The following is a 4,102-nucleotide window of genomic DNA, read 5'->3' as shown; positions in this document are numbered from 1 at the left end:
CCAGAACAGCAGGATCTCCCGGCCGTCTTTCCGATTCAATCGCAGTAATATTTTTACCGGCAATCTCTCTTGCGGTTTCTATAACTTCCCTTACCGAGAAACCGTTACCATTGCCCAAATTAAAGCTATCGCTCTTTCCGGTTTCCTTAAGATATTCAAGCGCAAACACATGGGCATCGGCAAGATCCGAAACATGTACATAGTCCCGAATACAGGTGCCGTCTGGTGTGTCGTAATCTGTCCCAAAAATTTTTACGTTTTCGCTTTTCCCGGCTGCCGCATCAAGGACCAGCGGTATCAAATGGGTTTCCGGATCATGATCTTCTCCGATTTCCGCATCGGGATCGGATCCGGCAGCATTAAAATAACGTAAAGAGACATATCTCATATAATGGACATTCGAAAAATCATCGAGCATCCGTTCAACCGTAAACTTACTAAAGCCGTAAGGGTTGATCGGCTTTGCGGGATGGTCCTCCGGTATGGGAATCGTTTCAGGATTTCTATAGACGGCGCAGGTGCTCGAAAAAACAATGTTCCGGATGCCGTGGTCGCGCATGGCTTCAAGAATTGTCAACGAACCAACCACATTGTTCCGATAATATTTCCCTGGGTTTTCAACCGATTCCCCCACATAAGCAAAGGCCGCAAAATGCATGATTGCTTAGGGTTTGTATTTTCCTATCGCCTCGTAGGGCGAGCCAGTTTTAAGAATTTACGCCCGAAAGTTTCGCCGAGTCAATGAATCGTTTAATTTCATTAATAAAATCTTCCGCATAATCAACCGCATTTATGGCATCGTTTTGGGACACCTCAATCAATTCTTTATAATCATATTCCTGCCTGTCATCGAAAATCATGTGCAGCATTTTCGAATATTTTCTATCAATTTTTCCTGAGAGTACGAATTCTTTGTCAAAAACACCAATCACCCCCGTATGTTTCGACGTTTTTATGTTCAGGTTCACCCTCATGAAAAGGGCCAAGAGAATGTAGAACATAGCATAGTAAGCCCTGTTGATCACTGAACGGGGGCTGATTTTGGCCTGCAACATTTTTTTTGCATCATCAAGAGTTACCTCCGCCTGCTTCAGCCGATATTCATACAAAGCCTCCCTTCCGGTCATATCCTTACCCCCTCTTCCATGATGTTTTTCACAACAGGAGAATATTTTAGAGGCGAATTTGTCAATTCGTCTTTTGAAAATATTAATGTTGATATAAACATTGAATTTTCAAGAGACACTTCCCAGGTTATCGTTTTTATCATCTCTTTGATTTCTCTATCAAGCGTTTGGATCTCGATAAAGACATCCAGATCTGAAAATTCTTCGGCGTCTCCCCGCGCTCTGGAACCAAATACCCTGATATCAAGTAGTGTGACTTTTCCAGCCAATCTTTCTTTTAGTTCACAAAGAACTTTATAATCCCGTTCTTTAAGATTTTTAAGTTTTTTCATTTTTCCTCCACATCCTTAAGAATCTACATGCGGAACATAAATTTAATGATACTTATTATACCCTTTGAAAAATACTACGTAAAGAAGGATCTGGGATGTAAACGGTGTCGCTTTTTTGCAAGTCGAACGCTTACCGTCGGCTTATTTGTCTTTTTTTTGATACCATCCCCATGCGTCCTGAATAATATCATCAATGCTCGCATGCTTCGAATTCCAGCCCAAAACTTTTCGGATCTTATCTGAACTACCGACCAGAAAGGCCGGATCACCCGACCTTCTGGATGAGGCGATTGCCTGAATATCTCGACCGGTAATCTTTCTTGCGGTTTCAATGACTTCTCTGACGGAAAAACCATTTCCGTTTCCCAAGTTAAAAATATCGCTCTTTCCGGTATCCTTGAGATATTCAAGTGCAAGTACATGGGCGCCAGCAAGATCGGAAACATGCACATAGTCACGAAGACAGGTCCCGTCCGGTGTGTCATAGTCGGTTCCAAAAATTTTTATGTTTTTGCTTCGGCCTGATGCCGCGTCCAGAACCAATGGTATCAGATGGGTTTCAGGGTCGTGGTCTTCCCCGGTTTCAGCATCCGGATCGGCGCCGGCGGCATTGAAATAACGTAAAGAAACATAGCGCATATCATGGGCGTTGGAAAAATCTTCCAGCATCCGTTCAACCGTATACTTGCTGAAACCGTAAGGGTTGATCGGCTTTAAGGGATGGTCTTCCGGTATGGGTATCGTTTCAGGGGTCCCATAAACGGCACAGGTGCTCGAGAAAACCATATTGCGGATGCCGTGGTCGCGCATGGCTTCAAGGATTGTCAGGGAACCGGCCACATTGTTGCGGTAGTATTTCCCGGGGTTTTCAACCGATTCCCCCACATAGGCAAAGGCGGCAAAGTGCATAACCGCTTCAGGCCTGTATTTAGCGATCACCTCATCCAGCCTGTGCCTATCCAGCACATCCCCTTTTTCAAAAGGACCCCACTTTACGGCCCAGGGATGTCCATAAATCAGGTTGTCATATGTAACGGGGGTATAACCTGCTTTCGCAAGCGCTTTACAGGCATGTGATCCGATGTAACCCGCGCCGCCGGTCACCAACACATTTGCCATAACACCTCACTAAAAGAATATCTGACAGGATTAACCTGATTAACAGGATGATTTGTCAGGCCGCTCTGGAAGAGCGGCCTGAAACACGCATCCGCTTCGCGGAGGGTGAAACGCCGATGAGGTTCAGACCACTCCGATCGGCAACCCACTGCTTTCCCCTCGCTGTACGATACTTGCGTTTGACATCAACACCCGTTGAAACAAAATTGATCAGCAGGCCAACCTCAATCCTAGTTGCCACCAAATAGTTCACCATGGGTTACGTCTTCTTTCTCCACCGGATTGCCCTCCTCGCCGCAGGCGATGGTTTATTGCCTATCCGGCTACCGGCCGGTAGGCAACATCCTGTCCATCCTGTTAATCCTGTCTAAAAACTCCGGTGATTTAATGCGTTGTGTTAATGACATTTGCAGCAACTGTTTGCCCTTAAAAACATCGAAGAGCCATTTTTTCATTTCACAAACTGACTAAAATATTCGATGGTCTTTTTAAGACCATCTTCGAGCTTTAATCTGGGTTCCCAGCCCAATTGCTTTTTGGCAAGCGAAATATCAGGTCGACGCTGCCTGGGATCATCCTGCGGCAACGGCTGGAAGATGATTTCAGATTTTGAGCCGATTAGCTGAATAACTTTCTGAGCCAGATCCAATATGGAAAACTCGTCCGGGTTGCCGATATTGACCGGACCGGTAACGTCGTCCGGGCTGTTCATCAATCGGATCAACCCGTCGATTAAGTCGTCCACATAACAAAATGACCGCGTCTGCCTACCGTCCCCGTAAATGGTAATCGGCTTGTTTCTTAGGGCCTGCAGAATAAAGTTGGAAACCACCCGGCCGTCATTGGGATGCATTCGGGGCCCGTAGGTGTTGAATATACGGGCCACTTTGATTTTCAAGCGATGCTGACGATGATAGTCGAAAAACAGCGTTTCGGCACAGCGCTTGCCTTCATCATAACACGATCGCGGACCGATGCAGTTCACGTTGCCGTGATATGTCTCCGGTTGTGGATGTACTGCGGGATCTCCGTAGACCTCCGAAGTAGACGCCTGGAGAATTTTGGCCTTAATCCGTTTGGCCAGGCCCAGCATGTTGATGGAACCGTGAACGTTGACCTTGGTGGTCTGGACCGGATCGTTCTGGTAGTGAATGGGCGAAGCCGGACAGGCAAGGTTATAAATTTCGTCCACTTCCAGGTACAGCGGAAATGTAATGTCATGCCGCAACAGCTCGAAATAGGGATCTTTTAACAGGTGGACAATATTTCGCTTGCTGCCGGTATAAAAATTATCAACACAAATGACATCGCTCCCTTCCTGAAGCAGCCTTTCACAAAGGTGCGAACCTAAAAACCCGGCCCCGCCGGTAACCAGAACACTTTTTTTAAAATGCATGCTGTATCCTCAAAAGACTTATTTCAGGTTTCAAAAGAAAAGAACATTTCCGCAGGTAAAGCGTTGATGAAATGGCGATCATTTGAAATAAAAAGATCGACTTCGGAATAGAGACCGGAAGCAATTAT

General features: G+C 45.9%; 5 protein-coding genes. All 5 read right to left on the bottom strand.

From position 1 onward, the window contains the following. Positions 1-658, bottom strand: a 658-nt coding sequence (galE, locus tag P1P89_22480; GenBank protein MDF1594288.1) for a UDP-glucose 4-epimerase GalE, incomplete at its 3' end; no start/stop codon positions are given. A 49-nt stretch (positions 659-707) separates the two neighbouring features. Further along, entirely contained in the window at positions 708-1,127 is a 420-nt protein-coding gene (locus P1P89_22475; GenBank protein ID MDF1594287.1) for a HEPN domain-containing protein, read from the bottom strand. Next, positions 1,124-1,459 (bottom strand): nucleotidyltransferase domain-containing protein, encoded by a 336-nt coding sequence (locus P1P89_22470; GenBank protein MDF1594286.1) that lies wholly within the window; start codon positions 1,457-1,459, stop codon positions 1,124-1,126. The genes P1P89_22475 and P1P89_22470 overlap by 4 nt, the downstream gene beginning before the upstream one ends. A 141-nt stretch (positions 1,460-1,600) precedes the next feature. Further along, positions 1,601-2,578, bottom strand: coding sequence for a UDP-glucose 4-epimerase GalE (gene galE, locus P1P89_22465; GenBank protein MDF1594285.1), 978 nt, complete (start codon positions 2,576-2,578; stop codon positions 1,601-1,603). Between the two features lie 451 nt (positions 2,579-3,029). After that, positions 3,030-3,974 (bottom strand): SDR family oxidoreductase, encoded by a 945-nt coding sequence (locus P1P89_22460; GenBank protein MDF1594284.1) that lies wholly within the window; start codon positions 3,972-3,974, stop codon positions 3,030-3,032. Positions 3,975-4,102 lie beyond the last annotated feature (128 nt).

The organism is Desulfobacterales bacterium, from assembly GCA_029211065.1.
Classification (GTDB): domain Bacteria; phylum Desulfobacterota; class Desulfobacteria; order Desulfobacterales; family JARGFK01; genus JARGFK01.
This window is presented reverse-complemented; position numbering and strand designations above follow the sequence as displayed.

What these genes read in the sequence shown, in the direction of transcription:
- P1P89_22460 (MDF1594284.1), bottom strand. Translation starts at nt 3,974, where the DNA reads ATGCATTTTAAAAAAAGTGTTCTGGTTACCGGCGGGGCCGGGTTTTTA.
- galE (MDF1594285.1), bottom strand. Translation starts at nt 2,578, where the DNA reads ATGGCAAATGTGTTGGTGACCGGCGGCGCGGGTTACATCGGATCACAT.
- P1P89_22475 (MDF1594287.1), bottom strand. Translation starts at nt 1,127, where the DNA reads ATGACCGGAAGGGAGGCTTTGTATGAATATCGGCTGAAGCAGGCGGAG.
- P1P89_22470 (MDF1594286.1), bottom strand. Translation starts at nt 1,459, where the DNA reads ATGAAAAAACTTAAAAATCTTAAAGAACGGGATTATAAAGTTCTTTGT.